Here is a 24,106-nt window from a genome sequence, read left to right on the forward strand (position 1 = left end):
AGGATTGAAGCGAAGATGAGCATTCGGCGACAACACAATCTCGGGGGCATTTTCCGACGCACCGCTCTGGCGATGGTGCTCGTCGTGGCAGCGACGGCCGTCTTCGTCGCCAAGGTCGTGTCGGATCAGGCCCATGAATTTCAGACAGCCATTGAACACAAACTGGTCCTGAGAGGCTCGGATGCGATCGCGCTCAGCTTCAACACGGCGCTGATGCGCGAATGGGACAGTATGCATGCCGTTGCGCGAAGCATCGGCACCGCGTCGCAAGACGACATCAACAAGTTCATGGACGCCGTCGCCCGCACCGGGGGCCAGGTCGCCTGGGCAGGCTTCGCCGCGCCCGATGGCACGATCATCTCCGGCTCGAACGGCTATGAGGTCGGCAAGAATGTCAGCTCCAAGCGGTGGTTCCGCGATGGTATCCGCGTGCCGTCGGTCGACTCGATCACCGAGACGGCTACGAATGCGCAGACCGGCAAGATGGAGTATTTCCTGAACCTCTCGACCCCAGTGAAGGGCGCGAACGGCCAGAAGATCGGCGTGCTGGTCTACCGCGTGCGGATCGCATGGGTGCGCAGCTTCCTGTTCGAGGCGAGCAAGGAACTTGGCATCGACGTGGTCGTGCAGGACATTAACGGCGATACCGTCATCGACACCCGTCACGAGAGCACGCCCCTGCCCAAAAGCCTGACCTCGAGCGCGAGCCTGCGCAGCAAGTCTTCCGGCGTCTTCCACCTTGTCGACGGCAAGGACGGCGGAACCTATGCCTTTGCGCCGGATTTCGTCTGGAACAAACTGCCCAACTTCGGCTGGCGCGTCTTCGCGGTTCTGCGCCGCGACAACATCTCGAACGATCTGCCGGTTTTGACGCAGGTGACGCTGGCGACGGTCGCAGCCGCGGCGCTGTGCCTGCTCGGCGTGACGCTGGTGTTCCTCAAGCTGCTGCTGCGCCCGGTCGAGCGGCTGGCAGAGGATGCCAAGAGCATCGCGAACGGCAAATACGTCTTCCCCGAAGAAGCGACGAGCTCTCAGGAAGCCGCCTCGCTGTCGAGCGCGCTCGCGATTATCCAGAGCAAGCTCACCCCGCAGCGTAGCGAACGGCCGCCTCGGTCGACACCTGAGGCGTCACCTGAACCGCATTCGTGATCTGGGCCAGATTTGGAAACGAGACAGAAAGGGGCGCATCGGCGCCCCTTTTTCATTGGGGCGACGCGTCTAGAGCGGCAGCCCCGTCAGCCGCGCCACCAGTTCGGCGGTGTTGCGCGCGCCGAGTTTCGCCTGCAGCCGCGCGCGATGCGCCTCTGCCGTGCGCGGTGACAGCTCCAGCACCCGCGCGATCTCCTTGTTGGTCTGCCCCTCGGCCAGAAGCGCTGCCACCTGCCGCTCGCGCGCGGTCAGATCGACGACGGGCCGCAATTCCGACAGATCGGCAAAGCTCCACACCGCGCGCGCAAACGGGTCGTCGGGCGTCAGCGACTGACCCCGCACCCGGCACCAGAACAAAGACCCGTCGCGGCGCTGCATGATCCGCTCATCCGCGTAGCGCCCGGTCTCGCGCATCCGCCGCAACCCGATCTCCCCGATGCGCAGAAACTCCTCCTGCGACGGGTAGAGCACCGCGAGCGAGCGCTGCGGCAACTCGTCTTCGCGATAGCCGAAACTCTCGCAAAACCGCGCGTTGCATCGCTCGATCACCCGGTCGCGGGTGACCGCCAGCCCGACCGGCGCATGCTCGAACGCCAGCACCGCCATCTCATCGCTGTCCAGCAGGTCCTGCTCCATCCTCGTCTCCCGATAGCGTAGTTCTACGAATAGAGGTCGCGCCGCCCCTGCGCTAGTCTCCCCCGCAACGGAGGATCATTGGGAGGAGACCCGCATGGACGCGAAGATCGTCGGCTGGGGCCATACGAAATTCGGCAAGCTGGAGGGGCGCACGCTCGAGGATCTGGTTCTCGAAGCGGGCGGCGGCGCGCTGGAGCACGCAGGGATCGACCCGGCGGAGATCGACGGCATCTGGCTGGGGCATTTCAACTCCGGGCTGGTGCCGGACGGGTTCGCAAGCTCGCTGGCGCTGGGGATCGACGACAGGCTGCGTTTTACCCCCGCGACGCGTGTCGAAAACGCCTGCGCGTCGGGCTCGGCTGCGATCTATGCTGCGCGCGATGCGATCCGTTCGGGCCGGGTGAAGGCCGCGCTGGTGATCGGGGCCGAGAAGATGACCGCGAAGGACACCGCAGGCGTGACCGAGGCATTGGCCGGGGCGTCTTACCAGATGGAGGAAGCGGGCGTTTCCTTCCCGCAGATTTTCGCACGGTTTGCGCAGGCCTATTATCAGGCGCATGGCGACCGTTCGGCCGCGCTGGCCCGGATCGCGGCGAAGAACCACCACAATGCGCTCGCCAATCCGCTGGCGCAGATGCGCAAGGATGTGGGGTTCGAGTTCTGCAACACGGTCAGCGACAAGAACCCGATGATCGCCCCGCCCCTGCGGATGACCGATTGCTCGCTGATCTCCGATGGAGCTGCGGCGCTGGTCATGGTCGCCGACGACCGCGCGGGCGATTTCGCCAATTCCATCGCTTTTCGCGCCGCCGAGCAGGTCAATGACTACCTGCCGATGTCGCGCCGCGATCTGCTGGCCTTCGAGGGCCCGGCAGAGGCGTTCCGCCGCGCCTATGCTTCGGCAGGCGTCAGTGTCGATGATCTTTCCTTTGCGGAGGTCCACGACTGTTTCACCATCGCGGAATTGCTCGTCTACGAGGCGATGGGGCTTGTGCCGCAAGGCTCCGGCGCGCGGGCCATCGACGACGGGTTGGTACTGCGCGACGGTAAGCTGCCGGTGAACCTCTCGGGCGGGCTGAAGGCGAAGGGCCATCCCGTAGGCGCGACCGGCGTGTCGATGCATGTGCTGGCTGCGATGCAGCTCACCGGTCAGGCGGGCGAGATGCAACTGCCCGGCGCGGAGCTGGGCTGCGTCTTCAACATGGGCGGCTCGGGCGTCGCGAATTACTGCTCGATCCTCGAAGCGGAGCGCGCGGCATGAACCCGGCGGAGTGGCTGATCCGCAGTGCGGTCCGCACCCCCGACGCCCCCGCGCTGCTGCAGGGCGAGGAGCTGCGCGCCACCTATGCGGAATTCGCCGACCGTGCCGCCCGCATCGGGGCCGCGCTGGTGGCGAAAGGGATCGCGCCGGGCGACCGCGTGGCGCTGTTCGCCAAGAACTGCCCCGAATATCTCGAGGCGATCTATGGCATCTGGTTCGCAGGCGCGGTGGCGGTGCCGATCAACGGCAAGCTGCACCCGCGCGAGGCCGCATGGATCGTTGAAGCTTCCGAGGCGAAGCTGGCCTTCACCGGCGGCCCGGAAAACGATCTGGGCGTCGAAACGGTGGACCTGAAAGGCCCGGCCTATGCCGATCTTCTGCGCCATGACCCGATGCCCGCCCCGGTCGAGATCGCGGAAAGCGAGACGGTCTGGCTGTTCTACACCTCCGGCACGACCGGGCGGCCCAAGGGCGTGTGCATCACCTCGGCCAATGTGCAGGCGATGTGTCTGGGCTATTTCTCGGATGTCGACAGCGTCGAACCGCAGGACGCGATCCTCTACGCCGCACCGATGTCGCATGGCGCGGGGCTTTACAACTTCGTCCATGTGATGCGCGGCGCGCGCCATGTGGTGCCGCGTTCGGGCGGGTTCGAGGCCGACGAAATCCTCGATCTCGCGCCGAAGCTGCAACATGTCTCGATGTTCGCCGCCCCCACGATGATCCGCCGTCTGGTGGACCGCGCCCGCGCCACGGGCCAGACCGGCGAGGGCATCAAGACGATCGTCTATGGCGGCGGGCCGATGTATGTCGCGGATATCATCGAGGCGGTCGAGGTGATGGGGCCGCGTTTCGTGCAGATTTACGGTCAGGGCGAGAGCCCGATGACGATCACCGCCCTCTCGCGCGAATTGGTGGCGGACCGGGCCCATCCGCGCTGGCGCGCGCGGCTTGCTTCGGTCGGGCTGGCGCATAGCCCGGTCTCCGTGCGCATCGCCGATCCCGAAGGCCGCGCCCTGCCCGCTGGCGAAACCGGCGAGATTCTCGTGAGCGGCGCGGCGGTGATGGCGGGCTACTGGCAGAACCCCGAGGCGAGCGCGAAGGCGCTGCGCGACGGCTGGCTCTGGACCGGCGATCTGGGCACGATGGATGCGGACGGCTTCGTCACGCTGCAGGACCGCTCGAAGGACGTGATCATCTCGGGCGGCACGAATATCTACCCCCGCGAGGTCGAGGAGGCGCTGCTCCTGCACCCTTCCGTCCACGAGGTCGCGGTGGTCGGCAAGCCCGACCCGGAATGGGGCGAGAGCGTCGTGGCCTTCGTCACGCCCGCGCCGGGGGCCGAGATCGACCCCGCCGCCCTCGATCAGCATTGCTGCGAGCAGATCGCGCGGTTCAAGCGCCCCAAGGCGTATCGCGTGGTGACGCAGCTTCCCAAGAACAATTACGGCAAGGTCCTCAAGACCGAGCTGCGCAAAATGGTGACGGAGGAGGACTAATGTCGCGACTGGATGGAAAGACGGCTCTGGTAACGGGTTCGGTGCAGGGCATCGGGCTGGCTATCGCGAAATCGCTGGCCGAGGCGGGCGCGCGCATCGCGCTGCACGGTCTCGCCGACGAGGCGCAGATCGCCAAAGCGACAGCGGTGCTGGAGGCGGCGGGCGCGCCGGAGGTGAAGTTCTTCGTCGCCGATATGGCCGATCCGGCGCAGATCGACGCGATGATGGATGCGGTCGCGGATTGGGGCGGCGCGGATATCCTCGTGAACAACGCAGGGATCCAGCGCACGGTGAGCCTTGCCGAGGCCACGCCCGAAATCTGGAACGCCATTCTCGCGGTGAACCTTTCGGGCGCGTTCCACACGATGCGGCGCGCTATGCCGGGCATGGCCGAGCGCGGTTATGGTCGTGTCGTGAATATCGCCTCGGTGCATGGGCTCGTCGCCTCAGCCAATAAGGCGCCCTATGTCGCCTCGAAATTCGGCCTCGTCGGCATGAGCCGGGTGGCGGCGCTGGAATATGCGCAGGCGGGCACGCGCGAGGCGGGTGGCGTGACGGTGAACTGCATCTGCCCTGGCTGGACCGAGACCGACATCCTCGGGCCCCAGATCGCGGAGCGCGCGGCTGCACATGGCGGCGACCGGGCAGCGGGGATCGCGGATCTTCTGGCGGAGAAGCAGCCCACCCGGCGCATGTCCGACCCCTCCGAGATCGGGGCGCTCGCGCTGTGGCTTTGTGCGCCGATCGCGCACAACGTGACCGGCACCTCGATCCCGGTCGATGGGGGTTGGACCACGCAATAAGGCTCGGAGGAGAGAAAGGGGCGGCGGGTTGACCACCGCCGCCCCTTCCTTCGAACCGGCGCAGGCACCTCGGGGGAGGTGTGATGCCTGCGCTAGGGGGTGCGGTCTCAGTCCGAGATCGCACCCTCGTCATCGCGGCGCTCATGCATCCGCGCTTTCACGAAGCGGCTCAGGAACAGCGGCAGGATGAAGCCCACGATCGCCACGGTCCACAGACCGATCGCCAGCGGGCTGCCGACCAGCGTCCAGTAATCGCCGTTCGAGATCGTGACGGCCCGGCGCAGGTTGTTCTCCATCGTGTTGCCCAGAAGCGTGCCGAGGATGATCGGCACCAGCGGCACGTCGAGCTTGCGCAGCAGCCAGCCCATCACGCCGAACCCGATCATCACCAGCAGATCGAAGCTGGAGCCGGAGATGCCGTAGATCCCCACGAAGGACACCATCGCGACAATCGGCATCAGGATGCGCGGCGGGATCATCAGCACGCGGGTGAAGATGCCCACCATCGGGATGTTCATCGCGAGCAGCATGAAGTTGGCGATAAACAGCGCCGCGATCAGGCCCCAGACGACATCGGGGTTATTCTGGAACAGCAGCGGCCCGGGCGTGATGTTGAGCGACAAAAGCACCGCCAGCAGCACCGCCGTGGTGCCCGAGCCCGGCACGCCAAGCGCCAGCATCGGCACAAGCGCACCGCCTGCGGCCGCGTTGTTGCCCGCTTCGGGGGCTGCAACACCGCGCGGATCGCCCGTGCCGAAGGTGTTCTTGCGATCGACCAGCTTCTTCTCCATCGAGTAGGAGATGAAGGAGCCCAGCGACGCCCCTGCCCCCGGCAGCACGCCCGCGACGAAGCCCAGCAGCGACGAGCGCAGCATGGTCGGCGTCGTCTCTTTCACCATCTTCCACGGCGGCGTGATGCGCCCGACCGAGACCTTGTGGCCCGCGCCGGTGGCCGAGCCGTGGCGGTGCTCGAGGAAGATGAACACTTCCGACAGCGCGAAGAGACCGACGATGGCGACGAGGAAATCGAGCCCGTCATAGAGGTGGACCTCGCCGAAGGTCAGACGCGGCACGCCGGTCTGGGTATCCACGCCGATCACCGACAGGCCAAGGCCCAGCATCGCGGCGAAAGCCGATTTCGCCTGATTGGTCGAGGAGACCCCGCCCAGCGTGGCGAAGGCGAGCGCGAAGAGCGCGAAATATTCCGCCGGTCCGAACAGCAGCGCGAATTTCACCAGCTGCGGCGCCAGCAAGATCAGGCCCCAGGTGGCGATGAAAGCGCCCACGAAGCTCGCGATGCCCGAGAGCGACAGCGCCTCTCCCGCAAGACCCTTCTTGGCCATCGGATAGCCGTCGAGACAGGTCATCATTGCGGGTTCGTCGCCCGGAATATTGAGCAGGATCGAACTGATCCGCCCGCCATACATCGCCCCGTAGTAGACCGAGGTGAGCAGGATCAGCGAGGGCGTGGCGCCCAGCCCCAGCGTGAAGGCAAGCGGGATCAGGATCGCGACGCCGTTGGACGGCCCGAGCCCGGGCAGCGCGCCCATCATGGTGCCGAGGAACGTGCCCAAGAGCGCGAGCGCGAGGTTCTCGAAGGTCAGAGCGGTATGAAAACCGTCTGCGAGTGACATTAAGGTGTCCATCATCTCACCTCAGAAGCCGAAGGGGCCGCTGGCGAGCGACAGGCCCAGAACCAGCTTGAAAATTACGTAGATACCGATCGAGGTGGCGACGCCGACGACGACGGATTGCAGCGGCCGCGTGCCCAGCCGCCAGGTCAGGTAGGCGCTGGCAAAAGCGGTCGCGATCAGGAAGCCCACGACGGGCAAAAACTCGGCATAGAGGATCATCACCACCACGGCGGCGAGGATTTCGGCAAGCCGGGCGAGGCTCGGCCAGACCGGGTCGGGATCGGGGCGCAGCAAGATCACGAGCGAAGCCAGCCCGAGGATCACCGCGATCACCAGCGGGAAGGTTTTCGGCCCCACCGCATCCGACAGGAAACTTTCTTGGATTTGCAGCGTCGCCCAGCCGTAGAACAGCGCAAGGCACAGGCCGACGGCGCCGAAGATGCGATCACTCATGATCCCCTCCCTTGGTATGAAGGCGCGGCGGCGCTCGAAAGCCCGCCGCGCGCATGGGGTGTCTCGCTTACTTGATGATGCCGATCTGGCGCGAGATGTCCTGAATCTGCTGGACCGAGTTCTGCACGAAGCTCTCGAATTCAGCGCCCTGCAGGTCGAGCGGGGCCAGACCGTTGGCCGCCATCACCTGCTTCCACTCGTCGGAGGCGTAGAGCTGGCCGACCTTGTCGACCCAAGCCTGGTAAGCCTCGTCGGACATGCCGCCCGGCGCGTAGAAGCCGCGCCAGTTCGCGCCGATCGCGTCCACGCCCTGCTCTTTCGCGGTCGGGAATTCCGAGAATTCGCCGTCCAGACGCTCGGGCGCCAGCACCGCGATCACGCGGATATCGCCGGAGTCGACGAAGCCCTTGGCTTCCGACAGATCGCCGGTAAAGGCCTGAACCGAACCCGCCAGAAGCTGGGTGACCGCTTCGCCGCCGCCGTCGAAGGCGATGTATTTGACCTTGCGCACATCATCGATGCCGTAAGCGTCAGCCGCGATCAGCACCTTGAGGTGATCCCAGCCGCCCACAGCCGAGCCGCCTGCGACGGAGACCGAATTCGGATCGGCCTTGATCTTGTCGAGCAGTTCCGGAAGCGTTTGGATGTCGCTGTCGGCTGCCACGGCGATCACGCCGTAATCCGCGCCGATCGAGCCGACCCAGCGGACCTGATCCATCGAGTTGCCCGGATAGGCGCCTTGCGCCAGACGGGTCGCGGTGGCCGAGGAGGCCGCGACGATCAGGTTGTCGTCGTCATTGCGCTTGTTGACCACTTCGGCGAAGGCCACGCCACCGCCGCCACCGGCGAGGTTCACGACCTGCATGGTCGAGTCGATGAGGCCCAGATCCTGCATGGTTTTGCCGACCTGACGGCAGGTGAAGTCCCAGCCGCCGCCGGGGTTCGCGGGCGCGATGCATTCCTGCGCCGAAGCGCCGGTCGCAACGGTGAGTGCCGCGACGGCAATCGCCGCGCGCATGAGTTTAAAAGCCATGGTATATCCTCCACTGTCCGCCCGTTGCCTCCCGCAGCGGGCTATGTGCCGGGTTTTACCGCTTGAACCTGTCACGAACCTGTCACAGGTTCAGAGGCGCATGAGGGAGGAAGAATGCGGCTCTTGCTAGTGGAGGATGCCGAGGAGCTGGCCGAGGCCACGCAACGTCGGCTTGCGCGCTCAGGCATGGCCTGCGATCTCACCGCCACCGTCGAGGAAGCGCGCGACTTTCTGGCGGTGCAGGCCTATGACGCGGTAATCCTCGACATCAACCTGCCCGATGGCAGCGGCACGGACCTTCTGCGCGAGATGCGCGCGCAGGCCGCCACGATGCCTGTGCTGATGCTGACCGCGCAATTCTCGGTGGATGACAAGATCTCCGCCTTCGAGCTCGGCGCGGACGACTACCTCGTAAAACCTTTTGATCACCGTGAGTTGGAAGCAAGACTTCATGCGATTGGGCGACGGCAGGCAACCGATCGCTCCGCCGATCTGGAGCTTGGCCATCTGCGCTATAACGCGACAGCAGGCAGCGCCACGGTCGGGGATCAGGCGCTGAAGCTGACGGGCCGCGAATTCGCGCTGCTGGGAATTCTGATGCGCAATGCGGGGCAAGTGATGTCGAAGGATCGGCTGCACGAGGGGCTCTACGCCTTCGACGACGCGGTGCCGGGCGACAATGCGATCGAGCTTTATATCGCGCGGCTGCGCAAGAAGCTGACCGGCAGCGGCGTCGAGATCGAGACCCTGCGCGGACGCGGCTATCGTCTGGCGGCACGGGATGGCGATGTCTGACGGCGCTCTCCCCCGCGAAACCGGCCTTTCCGCCACGCGCTCGCTGACCGCGCGGCTTGTCACCGGGCTGTCGGGGCTGATGATCGTCGGCGGGTTGATCCTCGCGCTGGCGGCCTTCGCCTATGGGCGCGCGGCGGCGCGGGATGCCTTCGACCGGCTGCTGGTGGGCGCGGCCAATGACATCGCCGCCTCGATCTCGATCCGCGACGGCGCGCCGGTGGTCGATCTGCCGGTCTCGGCGTTTGAGCTGCTGGCCCTCGCCCCCGATGACCGCATCGCCTATCAGGTCAGCGGCCCGAAAGGCGCGGTGCTCACGGGCTACGAGGATCTGCCCCGCCCCGACACGACCGCACAGGATTCCGAGCTCTACGACGCGCGCTTCAAGGGAGAGCCCGCGCGCTTCATCCGGGTCACGCGCCGTTTCGCGGAGCGCCAGTTCTCCGGCACGGTGGAGGTGATCGTCGGCCAGACCCTGCGGGCACGCACCCAGCTTGCGCTCAGCATCACCCGCAACGCGCTTGGCGGGCTGGCGGTCGGCGGCATCGCCATGCTCGCCTTCGCGATCATCATCGTGCATAGCGCGCTGCGCCCGCTGGAACGGCTCGCCCATCGCATCTCGGAACGCGACCCGCAGGACCTCACCCCGATCCGCGCCGCCGTGCCGCGCGAGGTCGATGTGATGGTGCAGGCGACAAACGGGTTCATGGGGCGGCTGGACCGGCAGTTCGCCACGATGAAAAGCCTGATCTCGGACACCGCGCATCAGCTGCGCACGCCCGTTGCGGCCCTGCGCGCGCAATCCGATCTCGCCGCCGAGGAAGACGATCCCGCCCGGCGCGACCAGATCGTCGCGAAGATGCATTCCGGCACGGTGCGGCTGAGCCGTCTGCTGGATCAGATGCTGTCGCGGGCGCTTGTGATCCACCGCGCCGACAGTGCGCGGCGCGAGCGGGTCGATCTGCGCAATATCGCTTTGGATATCTTCGAGGAAGGCGATCACGCGGCCCTCGCACCGGGGAGCGAAATCCGGCTGGAGATCGCCGAAGCGGAGGTGCCCGTGCTGGCCGACGAACTCTCGCTGTCGGAGGCGGCGAAGAACCTGCTGGGCAATGCGCTGGCGCATGGCGAGGCCCCGGTCACCATCGGCGCGGACATGCGCGACGGGCGCGCCCGGCTCTGGGTGCGCGACGCAGGCCCCGGCCCCACGCCTGAGCTGCGCGCGCGTCTGGGCGAGCGTTTCGCGCCGGGGCATTCGGACACGCGGCGGCGCGGCGCGTCGAGCGGGCTGGGCCTCGCCATCGCGCAATCGGTGGCGGAGACCTATGGCGGCACGCTGGAAATGGAGAGCGATGCGGCAGGCTTCACCATCGCGATCACCCTGCCTCAGGCGGAGGAAACCACATGATCCGCGCGCTCCTGACCCTGACGCTCTGGCTGGGCCTGAGTTCCGCCGTCGCGGCGGCCGAGCCCGAAGCCGTCCGCACCTTCGGCCCCGAGCAGCCCGCGCGGCAAATCACCCTGCGTACCACGACCGACGTCAACATCCTCGCCCCCGCGATCGAGGCGTTTCTCGACACCCAGCCCGGCCTCGCGATCCGGTTCGAGCAATGGGGCTCGAACGACCTCTACGATATTTCCGAGGCCGACTGCGCGTCCGGCAAACCCGGCGCTGATCTGGTCATCAGTTCGGGCGTGCAGCATGTCGTGAAGCTGGTGAACGACAATTGCGCGGCCACATGGGTCTCGCCCGAGACTACGGCGCTACCCAAAGACCTGCGCTGGCGCGATCAGGTCTGGGGCATCTCGCGCGAGCCTGCGGTGATGATCTACAACCGCGCGCTGGTCCCGCCCGAGGACGTGCCGCGCACGCGCTTCGATCTGGTGGACCTGCTGCGGCCCGCGCAATCGCCCTACACCGGCAAGGTCGCGACCTATGACATCGCGGATTCGGGGCTCGGGTTCCTATTCGCCTTTCTCGACAGTCAGGAGGCCAGCACCTTCGGCGCGCTGACCGAGGCTTTCGCGCGCTCCGGCGCGGTCGCCACCTGCTGCTCGGCCGAGATCATCGACGGGGTCGCGGGCGGGCGCTACCTGATCGCCTATAATATCCTCGGCTCCTACGCGGCGCAGGCCGCGCGCGACAATCCCGATCTGGGGATCATCGCGCCCGCCGATTACACGCTGGTTCTGTCCCGCGCAGCCTATCTGCCGGGGCGCGAGCCCAATCCGCCCGCCACGAAGCTGCTGGATTTCCTGCTCTCGCCCGCAGGCAAGCGGGCGCTGGCGGAGACCAAGCTCATCGACCCGATCACCCGCGACGGTGGCGGCAGCGACAGCGACGAGACGCTCGCGCTGCAACGCCTCATCGCGCTTGGCCCGCCGCTACTGGTCGCGACCGACACGATGAAAACCGCGCGCTTCCTCGAACGCTGGCGCGACATCTTCGCGCAATAGCGTTGGCCTAGCTCGCCAGCGCGCCGAACTTGCCACCGCAGAACAGAAGCGGCCGGGCCTCCAGATCGCGGTCGATTTCGACCACCTTGCCGATGAAGAGCGTGTGATCGCCCGCCTCCACCTCCTGCGCGACCTCGGTCACGAAGACGCAGGCAGCCCCCGGCACGACGGGCATCCCAGCGCGCTCGATGAAGGGATCGTTATGCGCCGGATCGTGGCGGCCCGCGAAATGCATCGCCAGCCCTTCCATCTCGTGATTGAGCACCGAGACCGCGTAGCGCCCCGAGGCGCGCACCTTCTCGCGCAGCTTGCAATTGTGATCGAGCGAAATGGTGATCAGCGGCGGGTCGAGAGAGACCGACATGAACGCATTCGCCGTCATCCCGTGATCGCCATCTTCGGTGCGCGTCGAAATCACCGTCACGCCGGTTGCGAAACTGCCGCAAGCGTCGCGCAGATCGCGCGGATCAATTCCGGACATCGAATTCCTCCCCAAATCTCATATCCTGTGTCAGAAGCGCGCCGGACATCAGCGCAGCCGCATCGGTCGAGCCCTGCAGCGCCACGGCCTCGCGCGCGCGGCCCTCGGCGCGCAGGCCCCGGATGCGCGTGGACGAGATCACCTCGCCACCTTCGCACAGCACCGCAGGCGCCAGCGTCACGTCGAAGCGCTCGGCCAATGTCGTCACGCAGCCCGCCTGTTTCGCGCCGAAGCGGAAATCCGCGCCGACATGGATGCGGGCCGGGTTGATCCGCGCCAGATCGTCCAGAAACGCCTGCGGGCTGCGCGCCGCGTAGCTTTTGCAAAACGACGCCAGCACGATGTAATCCGGCCCGAGCCGCGCGATCCGGGCGAGTTTCTCCGAGACGGGCGACAGTTGCTTGGCGCGCCCGAAGAACACTTTCGGCGGCGGATCGAAGGTCCAGACGACCGACGGAACACCTGCCGCCCGCGCCTCGGTCACGGCGCGCGTGATCAGCGCCTGATGGCCGCGATGGACGCCGTCGAACGCGCCGATGGTCAGGACGCTCGCGGGCAGCGCGATCTGGTCGTCGCGCAGCACCTGCGTCTTCATCCCTGTGAAATCCAAACTCATGGGGCTCCTCCTTCCCCGGGGGTGTGGGCCGCGCGAGGATCCCGCGCAGCCCCTTTCGTCTCAGGCCTGGAAGCCGCCCTTGAGGCGGTTCACGTCCCAGGGGTTCACGAGGTCCTTCGACACCCAGCCGTCGAAGTCGTATTCGCTCATGAAATTGTCGACGAGGCCGCGCATCATATCCAGCTCGCCCGTGGCCTGAGCGGTGAACATCGTCTCCATGCGGATCGCTTCGTAATTGCCCGCATAGTTGCTCTCGTAGAGCTCGTGACGGCCGCCGAATTCCGAGCCGATCGCGTCCCAGAGGAGTTTCAGCAGCTTCACCCGGTCGACCGCGACCATCCCGTTCGAGCCGCGCACGAAGCGGTCGAGATAGGGGCGCACGTCTTCCGATTGGAAATCGAGCGTCGAGGACGGCAAGTAGATCAGGCCCGAGGCGACGTGGCGCTCGATCAGCTCCTTGATCCGGCTATAGGCCATCGGCGCGAAGACGCGGTAAGCCATCGCCGAGGACGATTTCGGCGCGAGATAGCCATCGGTGCCGACCCAGTCGTCGGGGTTCATCACCATCGCGTCCGAGAGGCCCCAGAACAGGTTGCGCCAGCCGATCACCTCGCCCACCGCCGTTTGCGGGCCACGGAAGCCGCCTGCCCCGGTCGCATCCAGCGCCTTCGAGAACAGACCCGCGATGAAGTCGAGCTTCACCGCCAGACGGGTGCAGCCATGCAGCGTGAAGCGCGGCGCGAAGCCGGACGCCGGGAAGAAGCCGTTCACCTTCTCGATATCGCCATAGAGGAACAGGTTCTCCCACGGCACGAGCACCTTGTCGAAAACGAGGATCGCGTCGTTCTCATCGAGGCGCGAGGAGAGCGGATAGTCGAAAGGCGTGCCCATGACGGCGGCGTTCAGCTCGTAGGACGCCCGGCTGATCAGCTTCACGCCGGGGCTGTCCATCGGCGCGGTAAAGGTCAGCGCGAACTTCTTGTCTTTGATCGGGACGCCGTAATAGCCGATGAAGTTGTAATGCGTCAGCGCCGAGCCGGTCGCGACCACTTTCGCGCCGGACACCACGATGCCCGCATCGGTTTCCTTCTCGACCTGCATGAACACGTCGCCGGTCTCCTCAGCCGGCAGGTGACGGTCGATCGGCGGGTTGATGATCGCGTGGTTCCAGTAGTCGAGACGTTCCTGCGACTTGGCATACCAGTTCTTCGCGTTCTGCTCGTATTCTCCGTAATAGCCGGAATTCGCGCCCAGCGTGCCAAGGAAGGCCGCCTTGTAGTCCGGCGCGCGCCCCATCCAGCCATTGGCGACGCGCTGCGTCTCGGCGATGGCGTCGCGGCCTGCGATCAGGTCTTCCTTCGTCTTCGCGCCCTTGAAGAACGGGTGCGTCCAGCCGCCCGAGCCGGTATCGGTGGGACGCCCGATCGAGTCCTTCTCGGCATGCAGCTTGTCGTACCAGCGCGCCACCATGCGCGACGAGTTACGAAACGCGGGGTGCTTGGTCACATCCTTGACGCGCTCGCCATGGACATAGACTTCGCGGGCGTCCTGCAGGCTGCTGAGATATTCGTCACCGGTATAGGGGGTCGTGACGCCGCTTTGGGCGCCTTTCACTTGGTCTTTCATGGTTCCTCCTCCATCAGGTCGGATGAACGAAAGACATGTCCGACCTGTCCCCTTCACGGTGCCGGAGCCGGGCTGATACCGAAAGGTATCGACAAATACCGCGACTTTTTCCGGCAATACCGGAATTCTGAGACCCGAAATCACCGCGGGAGGGTCCAGATGAAGACATTACGCAAGGTCGGGGAGCTTTTGCGCCAGTTCACCGCCGCTCAGCCGGAGCATTCGGTCACGGATCTGTCGCGCGCGATCGGCAATTCCGTGAGCGGCACGCATGACCTCGTGAACGGTCTGGCGCGAATCGGATTGCTGCGAAAGGTCGAGCGGGGACGCTATCGGCTGGGCCCGCTGGTCGCGACGCTGAACCGCGCGCTGGAGGACAGCTCCGCGCTGACGGAGGCCGCGCGGCCCGTGCTGGCGGCGCTCTGGCGCGACTATGGCGAGACGCTGCACCTGACCTTGCACGATCACGGGCGGCTTCTGGTGCTCGACGCGCTGGAGGGCACGCAGGCGCTGCGGGTCTCGCGCGAGGCGCTGGGATCGTGGATCGCGCTGCATGACAGTCCGCCGGGGATGCTGCATCTGGCGCAGTTCTCCCCGGCACAGCTCGACGAGTATCTCGACCGGCACACCCGGCCCGGCTCGCCGCTGGAAGATCGCGCACGCCTGCGCGCGGAGCTGGACGCGCTCGCACGCGACGGGTTCAACGCAGGCGCGCCGAAGGACGAGGCGGATGTGATCTGCGTCTCGGCGCTGATCCGCGACCATATCGCCCAGCCCGTCGCGGTGCTGGTCATCTCGGTCCCCCGCTCGCGCCACGAGGTCCAGCCGCGCGCCTTCCGCAATATCGCCCTGGGCGCCGCACGGACGATCTCCGAACGCCTGGGGTATGAACTTCGGCCAAACTGAACCTTTGAGGTATTACAGGATACCGCGCACCCGTCTGGCCCAAGCCGCCTGCGCCATGCAAATCTCCGCTTATCGAATTGAAGGCGCCGCCCGGAGGAGGGCCGCCCACCGCATCCGAGGAGGAGAGTTATGCGCAACGTAACCGTGGATAATGTGACCGATGTGGTCATCGACTCGCTGGGCCAGCACGCCACGCTCGAGCCGCGCCAGCGCGAGATCATGGAAAGCCTGATCAAGCATCTGCACGGGTTCTGCAAAGACGTGAACCTGACCCATGACGAATTTCTCTATGCCTGCGACTATCTGGGCCGCGCCGGTGCGCTGTGCTCGGACAAGCGTCAGGAATTCATCCTTCTGGGCGACATCCTCGGCGTCGAAGTGCTCGTCGACATGCTCTCGAACCCGATCTCGGGCGACGAGACCGTCTCGACCGTGCTCGGGCCGTTCTTCCGCGAGAACGCTCCGGTGATGCCGAAAGGCGCCTCGACCATTCAGAAGAACTTCGAGGGTCAGGAGACCGTCTATGTCGAGGGCTATATCCGCGACAACAAGGGCAACCCGATCCCCGGCGCGATTATCGACGTGTGGGAAGACGCGCCGAACGGTCTTTACGAGAACCACGATCCCGATCAGCCCGAATATAACCTGCGCGGCCGTTTCGAGAGCGACGAGAAGGGGCATTACGCCTTCGTCGCGATCCGCCCCGTGCCCTACCCGATCCCCGGCGACGAGACCGCGGGCGAGTTGATCCGCTACATGGGCCACCACTGCATGCGCCCGGGCCATATCCACATGATGGTCACGCGCGAGGGCTACCGCCCGCTGATCTCGCAGATCTACGACGCCGATAGCGACTATCTCGACAATGACTCGGTGTTTGCCGTGAAAGAGGACCTGATCGGCAAGTTCGAGAAGGCACCCGAAGGTTCGGACACCGATCTGGTTCTGCGCTTCGACTTCACGCTGGGCAATCAGGCTCAGGCGATGGCCGCGGAATGATCCGAGTGGCGTAAAGAGTTCCCGGCGCCGCACGCGCGGCGCCGGATTTACCTTGAAGACCAATGACATATTTCGAAGGACAGAGCCGATGACTACGCCCGGCGTTGCGAAACTCGCAGATCATTTTCAGGGCGCGGACGCCCATGCGGGTCGCCAGATCGCGAAGATCGAGACGATGATCGTCGATTGCCCGACGACCCGGCGTCACAAGCTGTCCAACACGGAAATCAACTTCCAGTCCTATGTGATCGTGCGTGCCGAACTGGCCGACGGATCGGTCGGCTGGGGCGAGGCATCGACGCTGGGCGGCCCCCGCTGGGCCGAGGAAAGCGTCGAGGCAATGAAGGCCAATATCGACACCTATCTCGCTCCGGCGCTGGCGGGTGCGAATGCGCTCGAGTTCGAGCTGAACGCCGACAAGATGGCCAAGGCCGCGAGCCGCAACAACGCGGCGCGCGCCGCGGTGGATGCCGCGCTTTACGATGCAGCCGGGCACTCGCTCGATCTTCCGGTCGCGGTCCTGATGGGGGGCGCGGTGCGCGACAAGATCGAGGTGATCTGGGCGCTGGCCTCGGGCGATGCCGATCAGGAAATCGAGGAAGCCAACCGCAAGTTCGACGCGCGCGAGCATCGTCGCTTCAAGATCAAGTTGGGCTTCAACACGCCCGATCAGGACATGATCCGCCTGCGCAAGATCGTCTCGGCGCTGGAGGGCAAAGCCACCGAGATCATCGTCGACGTCAATCAGGGCTGGACCGAGGCGGTCGCGATCCGCTACCTGCCGCAACTGGCCGAGATGGGCGTGTCGCTGATCGAACAGCCGCTGCGCCCCGGCCTGATTGCCGCGACCGCGCGCGTCGCCGCCCGCGCTGCGATCCCGATCATGGTCGACGAGGCCGCTTTCACCGGCCCCGATATTATCGCCAACGGCATCGCTGCAGCCGGTTCCGTCTATTCGCTGAAACTAGTGAAATCGGGCGGTCTGAATGAAATCAAGCGTGCCGCCGGGATCGCGCAGGCCTGCGGGATGGAGCTGTATGGCGGCTGCCTCATCGAGAGCGGCATCGGCGCCGCGGCGCATCTGGCGGTGTTCTCGACCCTGCCCCGGCTCGAATGGGGCTGCGAGCATTTCGGCCCGAAGATCCTGAAAACGGACCTCACCGGCGGCGAAATCCGCTTCGCAGATTTCCACGTCCATTGCCCGACCGGCCCCGGCCTCGGGATCACGGTGAACGAGGACGTGCTGGCCTCCGTCGCGCGGAAAGGCTGAGCCGATGCCGATCCTGCACTGGTCCCCGCGCTCGCCCTATGTCCGCAAAGCGATGGTCGCGCTGCATGAGAAAGGTCTGGCCGATCAAGTCGAGACCGTGCGCACCCATGCCGATCCGATGATCCCGCATGAGGGGCTGATGGCGATCAACCCGCTGTCGAAAATCCCGACGCTGGAGCTGGAGGACGGCCGCGTGCTGTTCGACAGCCATGTGGTCTGCGAATGGGCCGATCTGGAAAGCGCAGACGGCCCGCAGCTTTTCCCCGCCGACCCCGCCGCGCGGCTTGAGGCCGAGCGCGACGAGGCGCTGGGAACGGGGCTGCTGGATGTGGCGCTGCCGTGGCTGGTGGAGCTGAAGATGCGGCCCGAGGAACAGCGGTCCGAGCAGATGCTCGCCGTCTACCGGACCAAGATGAACCGGGTTGCCGATTGGCTCGAAGACCACGCCCCACGCCTGACCGAGCGGCCCTTCGATATCGGTCATCTGAGCATCGGCGTCGCGCTGTGCTATCTCAATTTCCGCTTCGACGGTGAGGGCTGGCGCGAGGGCCGTCCGGCGCTGGCGCAGTGGCATGCACGCTTTGCCGAACGCCCCTCCGTGCAGGCCACGACCTTCCGAGACGACCCGCGCCCGACTTAATGCATCGCTTTAACTTCGCACCGCAACCTATTGTTTACGCGCGAATTTACGCGTGACTTCCAGAAAGTGCATCACCTGCGGCGCGCGATTGTCGAGCCGCGCATGCACGGTCAGGCCGGTCCCCGGATTATAGCCCTTATAGGGCCGGAAAATCACGCCGGGGCGCTGCGTGCGCGACACCGATTGCGGCACCACGGCGATCCCCACGCCCACGGAAACAAGGCTGATCGCAGATTGAAAATCCTGCGCAAGATCGACCGCCTTCGGCTTGAACCCTTCCCGCGCGCAGATATCCAGCACGACATCGGCATAGCTGGGCCGGGGCTTGCGCGGATAGAGCACGAAGGTCTTATCGGCGAGATCGGCGAAATGAATCTCGGCGCGGGTGCCGAGGTCGGAATTGTCGGGCAGCGCGAGGATCAACGGCTCGGTGCAGAGCGGCTCGCGGCGGAATTCCTCGTCATCGAGGATCGGGCGCGCCACTGCGATGTCGATCTCCCGGCTCACAAGCGCAGTGTGCAGCTCGGCATTGTTCATCGCCGAGAGCTGCAGCTCGACCTCCGGGTAGAAGGAGCGGTAGGACTTGATCAGCGTCGGCAGCACGCCATGCGAGGCTGATCCGACAAAGGCGATCCGCAGCCGCCCGCCCGCGCCCGAGCCCACCATCTTCGTCTCGCGATAGGCCGCATCCAGCCGTTCGAGCAGTTGCCGCGCGTGATCCTGCAGCACCTCGCCCGCCTGCGTCAGCCGGATCTGGCTGCGCGAGCGGTCGAAGAGCTGCACCTCCAGCTCCGCCTCCAGCGCCGCGATCTGGCGCGACAGCGGCGGCTGCGCGATATCGAGCCGGTTCGCCGCGCGTCCGAAATGCAATTCCTCGGCCACCGCGAGGAAATATTTGAGCCGCTTGAAATCCATTCCCACGCCTCCTCCCGTTGATACCATATAGGTCATAACGGAACCCTCCTCACTATCGCAAAAGGTATTGGATAATGCCGGGCACGAATGAGGGCTCGCGCCCGGCCGGGGAGGATCAGAAGACCTTCAGGAGCCGCAGCTCCGCGACCACGTCGTTGCGGAACCCGCCATCGCTGTTCACGTCCTTTGCCAGCATCCCCTGCACCTGAAAGGTCGGGGTGACGAAAGTATTGGCATAGAGACGAAGCTGATCGCGCTCGGTGCGCTGGCCGGTATCGGCGCCGCCCACCTTGATCTTGCCGCCACGCTGTGAGGACAGACCGAAGGACACGGAGGTCTTCTGGCCGAATTGCTTGCGCAGATAGGCCTGAACCTGCGTGGCGGGGCTACGCTTGATCTTCTGGCCATTCTCCGTGTGATCCATCGTGATCGCCACATCGGCCATCGCGTCGAAATAGAGCCCCTGCCCGAGCCCCTGAATGAACCCGATCTGTGGCGTCAGCGTCCACGTCCCCGAGCCCGCGCTGACCTTCGCCGCGTCATACCGCCCCGTGGGCGCGGTCACGAAGGCGGTCACGCCCAGCGTGGTTCCGGTCTCGGGGTTCGCCGGCTGTACCGGCCAGACCGAGAAGCCCAGCGTCAGATCGCCCACGCCCGATTTGGTCGGCATGTTCCCACCGCCGATACGCGCGGTGTCGAAATTCACGACCGGCAGCACGGCCTGATAGAGCGCGGACATCCCGAAGGCTTCGGAGTAGTGCAGCCCGCGCAGGACCATCACGTTCACCTTGGCCTTGCTGTCGGGCACCTTCGTCCCGCCGAGCTCGAACGTATCGGCGCTTTGATGCTGCAGATAGAGCAGCCCGATAGTCGTGCCGGACGGCAGGATGTTGTAATCCCCCGGGGCCACGTCTATGGCATGGGCCGGCAATGCGGCAAGCGACATCAGCGCGCTCAAAGCGAGCGCGGCGCGTTTCAGTTTCATGGATTTCCTCCCTTCGCGTTTCTTTGGTCCGGTCGCTCCGGGCATCAGGGCTCCTCTTCCCCTACCCGGTCCGGCTTTCCGCGCGCCGTTGGGACCGACGCGCGGAAAGGATCTGTCAGGCGCTCTCCTTCAGCAGACCGCGTTCGCGCGCCATGGTCATTGCGGTGTCCTGGATCATGTCTTCCTGACCGCCGATCATCTTCTTGCGGCCCAGTTCGACAAGGATGTCGCGCGCCGGGATGCCGAAGCGCTCGCCTGCGCGTTTCGCGGGCAGCAGGAAGGTCGAATAGACCCCGGCAAAGCCCAGCGTCAGCGCTTCGCGGTCGGCGCGTACGACGTGATCCATGAACGGGACCACGACATCCTCGGCCAGATCCATCAGCGCGAAGGTGTCAGAGCCGGTCTCGATCTCCATCCGGTCACAGACGGCGGCCAGCACCTCGATCGGCGCGTTGCCCGCGCCCGCGCCCAGCCCTGCGAGCGAGGCGTCGATCCGGGTCGCGCCCGCACCGATGGCTGCGATGGAGTTGGCGATACCAAGACCGAGATTGTGGTGGCCGTGGAAGCCGATCTCGGTCTCCGGTTTCAGCGCATCGCGCATCATCGCGATCGCATGGGTGACCTCATGGGTCAGCATCGCGCCCGCCGAGTCGGTGACATAGACGGTGTTCGCGCCATAGCTCTCCATCAGGAGCGCCTGTTCGGTCAGCCCTTCGGCCGAATTCAGATGCGACATCATCAAAAAGCCCGACGCATCCATGCCAAGCTTGCGCGCGAAGGCGATATGCTGCGGCGAGGTGTCGGCCTCGGTGCAATGGGTCGCGACATGGACCGAGCGCGCGCCGCATTGATAGGCCTCTTCGAGCTCTTTCATCGTGCCCAGACCGGGGATCAGCAGCACCGAAATTACCGCCTGCTTCACCACATCAGCTACTGCAGAGATATATTCCGCGTTCGACGCCAGCGCGCGGCCATGCTGGATCGAGTTGCCACCCAGACCCGCGCCATGGGTGACCTGCATGTAAGGCACGCCCGCCGCGTCCAGCCCCTTGGCGATCTTGACCATCATCTCGACCGGGATCTGCTCGCGCTTGGCATGCATCCCGTCGCGCAGGGACATGTCGTGCAGCTTGACCTTGCGACTCTCTAGGCCGGATTTCACTTTCTGTTGGATCACGCTCTCTGAGGTCATTGTGCCGGCTCCAGTTTCTTGAGTTCCATCGACCCGTCGAGGATCCGCTCGGCGAACATCTCGGCGGTGCGTGCCGCCGCCGCCGTCATGATGTCGAGATTGCCCGCATAGGTCGGCAGGTAGTCGCCAAGGCCTGCGACCTCCATGAAGACCGCGACGCGGTTGCCGTCGAAATCGGGGCCGTTGACCAGCTTGTAGCCGGGGACGTAGCGCTGAACCTGCGCGATCATATCCTTCACCGATTTGGTGATCGCGGCCTCGTCGGGCGTGCCCTCGACCTCGCAATAGATCGTGTTGCGCATGATCATCGGCGGATCGGCGGGGTTGATGATGGCCAGTGCCTTGCCCTTCTTCGCCCCGCCCACCTTCTCGATCGCGTTCGAGGTGGTGAAGGTGAACTCGTCAAGGTTCGCCCGCGTCCCCGGCCCGATGGACTTCGAACTGAGCGAGGCGATGATCTCGGCATATTCGACGCTTTGCACCGCGCCCACGGCCGAGACGATCGGGATCGTCGCCTGACCCGCACAGGAAATCATGTTGACGTTCATCGGCGTCGCTTTCGCCAGATCACCAAGGTTCACCGGCGGCACACACAAGGGACCAATCGCGGCGGGCGTCAAATCGACCATGAACACGCCCAACTCGTTGAGCTTGCACGAGTTTTCCGCATGGACATAGGCCGAGGTCGCATCGAACGCGACCTGGATGCCGTCTTCCTCGACATGGGGCAGCAGCCCGTCGACACCCTCATGGGTGACTTTCAGCCCCTTGTCCTTGGCGCGCTTGAGGCCGTCGGAATTGGGGTCGATGCCGACCATCCAGACCGGTTCCAACACGTCCGAGCGCAGCAGCTTGAACATCAGATCGGTGCCGATATTGCCCGACCCGATCAGGGCACATTTGATCTTGTTCATCTTGAACCTCCTTGGCTCGGGATCACTCGGTGAAAGTCACCGTGATCGAGCCCATCTCGTAAAATCTCGCGGTGATGGCATCGCCGGGTTTGACGGCCACGGCGGCGGTGATCGCGCCGGCCATCACGAAGCTGCCCGCGGGCAGCACCTCGCCCATGTCAGCCAGCACGCCGACCAGCATCGCGATCGCCTCAGCGGGGTGGCCCAGCACCTCCGCGCCCGCGCCGATCTGGGCGATCTCGCCGTTATGCTCCAACACGACACCCACGGTGCGCAGATCGAGCGCGTCGGGCCGGATCATCCGCCCGCCCGGCACATAGCGGGCCGAGCTGGAATTATCGGCCAGCACCGATTCCAGATCGAACTTGAACCCGGTGAAGCGACTGTCGATTACCTCCAGCGCGGGCTGGACGTAATCGGTGGCGGCCAGCACGTCGTCGCGCGTGACCTTGCCCGACAGTTCCTTGTTGGTGACGAAAGCGATCTCGGCCTCGACCCGCGGGTGGATCATATCCGACACCGTGATCTTCGAATTCGCCGGGCGCTCCATCGCGTCGGTCAGAAAGCCCACGCCGGGGGTCGAGACCCCCATCTGCGCCATTTTCGGCTTCGAGGTCAGACCCGCTTTCCAGCCGATCACCCGCTCGCCCTTCTTCTCCAGATTGCGGCGCAGCGCAGTCTGGACGCGGTAGGCGTCGGCGATGCTCAGATCGGGATAATCCTCGGTCAGCTTGCGGATCGGGGTCGCGTAGCGCTGCGCGGTCTCGACGCGCTCGGCCATGCGGATGATCGCTTCGTCATCGACGGTCTTCGGTTGATCGAGGCTCATACCATCGCCCTCCCGGCAAAACGCATCTCGCAGGTGCCGATGCCCGCGATCTCGCAAGTGAAATGATCGCCATCCGCGACGGCCAGCAGCGGCGCCTGCGCGCCAGACAGGATGATCTCCCCGGCTTTCAGCGGAATCCCGAGACGCCCGAGCGTATTGGCCAGCCACGCGACCGCCATCACCGGCGAGCCCTGCACCGCGGCCCCTGCCCCGGTGGCGACGACTTCGCCGTTCTTCTCGATCACCATGCCCGCGAGGCTCAGGTCCAGATCGCGCGGATCGGCCTTGGCCTCGCCCAGCACGAACACCCCGCAAGAGGCGTTGTCGGCCACGGTGTCCTGGATCTTGATCTGCCAATCCTCGAAACGGGTATCGACGATCTCGAAACAGGGCGTCACGTAATCGGTGGCGCGGATCACATCCGTCACCGTCACGCCCGGCCCGATCAGATCTTCCTTGAGGCGGAAGGCCAGCTCGCCCTCAAGGCGCGGCTGCATCAGTTTCGACAGGTCGATCGTCGCGCCGTCCTCGAACAGCATCCGCTTCGTCACCTGCCCGAAATCGGGCTGATAGACGCCAAGCGCGTCCTGAATGGCGCGGCTCGTCAGGCCGATCTTCTTGCCGACGACCGCGTCGCCCGCTTCCAGACGCCGCTCGAGCATCCGCAACTGGATGCGATAGGCGTCCTCGATATCGCTCTCGGGTTCGAGCGCGCTGATTTTCTGGGTCGGTCGGCCCGAGCGCAGCGCGTCATACAGCGCGTCGCCCAAGCTCTCGATCTTGGTGCTGTCCAGCATGTGTCCTCCGTCGCGGCCCTCCTCTGCGTCGGTCTCGTGAAACCGATACGGGCTGCCTCCGGATCAAGGCTAAGACGGCGGCGCGATACGCTCCAATACTTTGACGGGCCGGGCTTGATACGGGTTTTGCATCGCGACCCGATGCGGCATCATGCAAAAACGGTATCGCGTGCGGGATGCAAAAGCATTGGAGCGTATCGGCCGGGTTGCCTAGCTTGT

The 24,106-nt window shown here is 65.4% G+C and carries 24 protein-coding genes; 11 read left to right on the plus strand and 13 right to left on the minus strand.

All coding sequences use genetic code 11. The annotated features are described in order from the left end of the window. The first annotated feature begins 15 nt into the window (after window positions 1-15). Window positions 16-1,149: a cache domain-containing protein gene (locus BMI86_RS00840; protein ID WP_143594649.1), complete on the plus strand. Its 1,134-nt coding sequence runs from the start codon at window positions 16-18 to the stop codon at window positions 1,147-1,149. A gap of 69 nt (window positions 1,150-1,218) precedes the next feature. Here the strand turns inward: BMI86_RS00840 and BMI86_RS00845 are convergent, their stop codons facing one another. Next, a complete protein-coding gene (locus BMI86_RS00845; RefSeq protein WP_246831603.1) occupies window positions 1,219-1,785 on the minus strand; it encodes a PAS and helix-turn-helix domain-containing protein in 567 nt (188 codons plus the stop codon). A gap of 94 nt (window positions 1,786-1,879) precedes the next feature. Here BMI86_RS00845 and BMI86_RS00850 point away from each other — a divergent pair, with 94 nt between their 5' ends. From BMI86_RS00850 to BMI86_RS00860, 3 genes are read left to right on the plus strand one after another with little or no spacing between them, the layout of a single operon-like run. Then, on the plus strand, window positions 1,880-3,046 hold the full coding sequence (locus BMI86_RS00850) for an acetyl-CoA acetyltransferase (RefSeq protein WP_078539353.1): 1,167 nt from the start codon (window positions 1,880-1,882) through the stop codon (window positions 3,044-3,046). Beyond that, the gene (locus BMI86_RS00855; protein ID WP_078539354.1) at window positions 3,043-4,545 is read left to right on the plus strand and encodes an AMP-binding protein; all 1,503 of its coding nucleotides are present in this window, start codon (window positions 3,043-3,045) and stop codon (window positions 4,543-4,545) included. The genes BMI86_RS00850 and BMI86_RS00855 overlap by 4 nt, the downstream gene beginning before the upstream one ends. After that, complete coding sequence (locus BMI86_RS00860) at window positions 4,545-5,348, plus strand: 3-hydroxybutyrate dehydrogenase (RefSeq protein WP_078539355.1); 804 nt, start codon at window positions 4,545-4,547, stop codon at window positions 5,346-5,348. Before BMI86_RS00855 ends, BMI86_RS00860 begins: the two co-directional genes overlap by 1 nt. A gap of 107 nt (window positions 5,349-5,455) precedes the next feature. Here BMI86_RS00860 and BMI86_RS00865 read toward each other — a convergent pair whose 3' ends face one another. From BMI86_RS00865 to BMI86_RS00875, 3 genes are all read right to left on the minus strand, one after another. Continuing rightward, window positions 5,456-6,994, minus strand: coding sequence for a tripartite tricarboxylate transporter permease (locus tag BMI86_RS00865; RefSeq protein ID WP_078519990.1), 1,539 nt, complete (start codon window positions 6,992-6,994; stop codon window positions 5,456-5,458). A gap of 9 nt (window positions 6,995-7,003) precedes the next feature. After that, a complete protein-coding gene (locus BMI86_RS00870) occupies window positions 7,004-7,435 on the minus strand; it encodes a tripartite tricarboxylate transporter TctB family protein (protein WP_078539356.1) in 432 nt (143 codons plus the stop codon). A 67-nt stretch (window positions 7,436-7,502) separates the two neighbouring features. Beyond that, window positions 7,503-8,468 (minus strand): tripartite tricarboxylate transporter substrate-binding protein, encoded by a 966-nt coding sequence (locus tag BMI86_RS00875; RefSeq protein ID WP_078539357.1) that lies wholly within the window; start codon window positions 8,466-8,468, stop codon window positions 7,503-7,505. Window positions 8,469-8,582: 114 nt separating this feature from the next. Between BMI86_RS00875 and BMI86_RS00880 the strand changes: the two genes are divergently transcribed. The 3 genes from BMI86_RS00880 to BMI86_RS00890 are packed head-to-tail and all read left to right on the plus strand — an operon-like array spanning window position 8,583 to window position 11,717. Further along, a complete protein-coding gene (locus BMI86_RS00880) occupies window positions 8,583-9,263 on the plus strand; it encodes a response regulator transcription factor (RefSeq protein WP_078539358.1) in 681 nt (226 codons plus the stop codon). Further along, the gene (locus BMI86_RS00885; protein ID WP_078540388.1) at window positions 9,256-10,668 is read left to right on the plus strand and encodes a sensor histidine kinase; all 1,413 of its coding nucleotides are present in this window, start codon (window positions 9,256-9,258) and stop codon (window positions 10,666-10,668) included. Before BMI86_RS00880 ends, BMI86_RS00885 begins: the two co-directional genes overlap by 8 nt. Further along, entirely contained in the window at window positions 10,665-11,717 is a 1,053-nt protein-coding gene (locus BMI86_RS00890) for an ABC transporter substrate-binding protein (protein ID WP_078539359.1), read from the plus strand. Before BMI86_RS00885 ends, BMI86_RS00890 begins: the two co-directional genes overlap by 4 nt. A gap of 7 nt (window positions 11,718-11,724) precedes the next feature. On the opposite strand, the gene BMI86_RS00895 is transcribed toward BMI86_RS00890, so the two are convergent. The 3 genes from BMI86_RS00895 to BMI86_RS00905 are packed head-to-tail and all read right to left on the minus strand — an operon-like array spanning window position 11,725 to window position 14,440. Then, the gene (locus BMI86_RS00895) at window positions 11,725-12,198 is read right to left on the minus strand and encodes a flavin reductase family protein (RefSeq protein ID WP_078539360.1); all 474 of its coding nucleotides are present in this window, start codon (window positions 12,196-12,198) and stop codon (window positions 11,725-11,727) included. Next, window positions 12,185-12,814: an FAD synthetase family protein gene (locus BMI86_RS00900; RefSeq protein WP_078539361.1), complete on the minus strand. Its 630-nt coding sequence runs from the start codon at window positions 12,812-12,814 to the stop codon at window positions 12,185-12,187. Before BMI86_RS00900 ends, BMI86_RS00895 begins: the two co-directional genes overlap by 14 nt. A gap of 60 nt (window positions 12,815-12,874) precedes the next feature. Further along, window positions 12,875-14,440 carry a 4-hydroxyphenylacetate 3-hydroxylase N-terminal domain-containing protein gene (locus BMI86_RS00905; protein WP_078539362.1) on the minus strand — a complete coding sequence of 522 codons (1,566 nt, stop codon included), beginning with the start codon at window positions 14,438-14,440 and terminating at the stop codon, window positions 12,875-12,877. A gap of 159 nt (window positions 14,441-14,599) precedes the next feature. Here BMI86_RS00905 and BMI86_RS20810 point away from each other — a divergent pair, with 159 nt between their 5' ends. The 4 genes from BMI86_RS20810 (at window position 14,600) to BMI86_RS00930 (ending at window position 18,255) form a co-directional block, all read left to right on the plus strand. After that, a complete protein-coding gene (locus BMI86_RS20810; RefSeq protein WP_168173756.1) occupies window positions 14,600-15,346 on the plus strand; it encodes an IclR family transcriptional regulator C-terminal domain-containing protein in 747 nt (248 codons plus the stop codon). 129 nt (window positions 15,347-15,475) lie between these two features. Beyond that, window positions 15,476-16,345 (plus strand): dioxygenase, encoded by an 870-nt coding sequence (locus BMI86_RS00920; RefSeq protein ID WP_078539363.1) that lies wholly within the window; start codon window positions 15,476-15,478, stop codon window positions 16,343-16,345. Between the two features lie 88 nt (window positions 16,346-16,433). Further along, the gene (locus tag BMI86_RS00925; protein WP_078539364.1) at window positions 16,434-17,615 is read left to right on the plus strand and encodes a muconate/chloromuconate family cycloisomerase; all 1,182 of its coding nucleotides are present in this window, start codon (window positions 16,434-16,436) and stop codon (window positions 17,613-17,615) included. A gap of 4 nt (window positions 17,616-17,619) precedes the next feature. Beyond that, the gene (locus BMI86_RS00930; protein ID WP_078539365.1) at window positions 17,620-18,255 is read left to right on the plus strand and encodes a glutathione S-transferase N-terminal domain-containing protein; all 636 of its coding nucleotides are present in this window, start codon (window positions 17,620-17,622) and stop codon (window positions 18,253-18,255) included. A 27-nt stretch (window positions 18,256-18,282) separates the two neighbouring features. On the opposite strand, the gene BMI86_RS00935 is transcribed toward BMI86_RS00930, so the two are convergent. From BMI86_RS00935 to BMI86_RS00960, 6 genes are all read right to left on the minus strand, one after another. Further along, window positions 18,283-19,170, minus strand: a complete 888-nt coding sequence (locus tag BMI86_RS00935) for a LysR family transcriptional regulator (protein ID WP_078519240.1) — start codon at window positions 19,168-19,170, stop codon at window positions 18,283-18,285. A 115-nt stretch (window positions 19,171-19,285) separates the two neighbouring features. Continuing rightward, window positions 19,286-20,155 (minus strand): transporter, encoded by an 870-nt coding sequence (locus BMI86_RS00940; protein WP_078539366.1) that lies wholly within the window; start codon window positions 20,153-20,155, stop codon window positions 19,286-19,288. Between the two features lie 115 nt (window positions 20,156-20,270). Then, window positions 20,271-21,347, minus strand: coding sequence for a 4-hydroxy-2-oxovalerate aldolase (gene dmpG / locus BMI86_RS00945; RefSeq protein ID WP_078539367.1), 1,077 nt, complete (start codon window positions 21,345-21,347; stop codon window positions 20,271-20,273). Then, complete coding sequence (locus BMI86_RS00950; protein ID WP_078539368.1) at window positions 21,344-22,261, minus strand: acetaldehyde dehydrogenase (acetylating); 918 nt, start codon at window positions 22,259-22,261, stop codon at window positions 21,344-21,346. The genes dmpG and BMI86_RS00950 overlap by 4 nt, the downstream gene beginning before the upstream one ends. Before the next feature lie 22 nt (window positions 22,262-22,283). Beyond that, window positions 22,284-23,090, minus strand: a complete 807-nt coding sequence (gene dmpH / locus BMI86_RS00955; RefSeq protein ID WP_078539369.1) for a 2-oxo-3-hexenedioate decarboxylase — start codon at window positions 23,088-23,090, stop codon at window positions 22,284-22,286. Continuing rightward, on the minus strand, window positions 23,087-23,887 hold the full coding sequence (locus BMI86_RS00960; RefSeq protein ID WP_281480081.1) for a fumarylacetoacetate hydrolase family protein: 801 nt from the start codon (window positions 23,885-23,887) through the stop codon (window positions 23,087-23,089). The genes dmpH and BMI86_RS00960 overlap by 4 nt, the downstream gene beginning before the upstream one ends. Window positions 23,888-24,106 lie beyond the last annotated feature (219 nt).

The organism is Thioclava sp. DLFJ5-1 (genome assembly GCF_002020115.1).
Lineage (GTDB): Bacteria > Pseudomonadota > Alphaproteobacteria > Rhodobacterales > Rhodobacteraceae > Thioclava > Thioclava sediminum.